The organism is Sedimentibacter sp. B4 (assembly GCF_000309315.1).
In the GTDB taxonomy this organism is placed as follows: domain Bacteria; phylum Bacillota; class Clostridia; order Tissierellales; family Sedimentibacteraceae; genus Sedimentibacter; species Sedimentibacter saalensis.
In genome coordinates this window covers 1-208 of the sequence record NZ_CANG01000825.1, presented here as the reverse complement: position 1 = coordinate 208, position 208 = coordinate 1, and the positions used below count along the sequence as shown (strand labels likewise).

The following is a 208-nucleotide window of genomic DNA, read 5'->3' as shown; positions in this document are numbered from 1 at the left end:
TCAGGGGTAGAGCAGCCCTGCGGCAGGCCATCGAGTCGGCCGGGATCACCGTCCATGGTGACGAGCCCCCGCTGTCGCGCGCCGAGCTGGACGCGATCGACGGCGTCGTCACCGCCGCGGCCGTCGGCATCGCGGAGACCGGGACGATCGTGCTCGACCACGCGCCCAACCAGGGCCGTCGCGCACTCACCCTGGTTCCGGACACCCA

Annotated in this window: 1 protein-coding gene; it reads left to right on the top strand. The window is 72.6% G+C overall.

The genetic code is table 11. The annotated features are described in order from the left end of the window. Positions 1-208, top strand: a 208-nt coding sequence (locus tag BN358_RS24445; protein WP_198018495.1) for an LUD domain-containing protein, incomplete at both ends; no start/stop codon positions are given.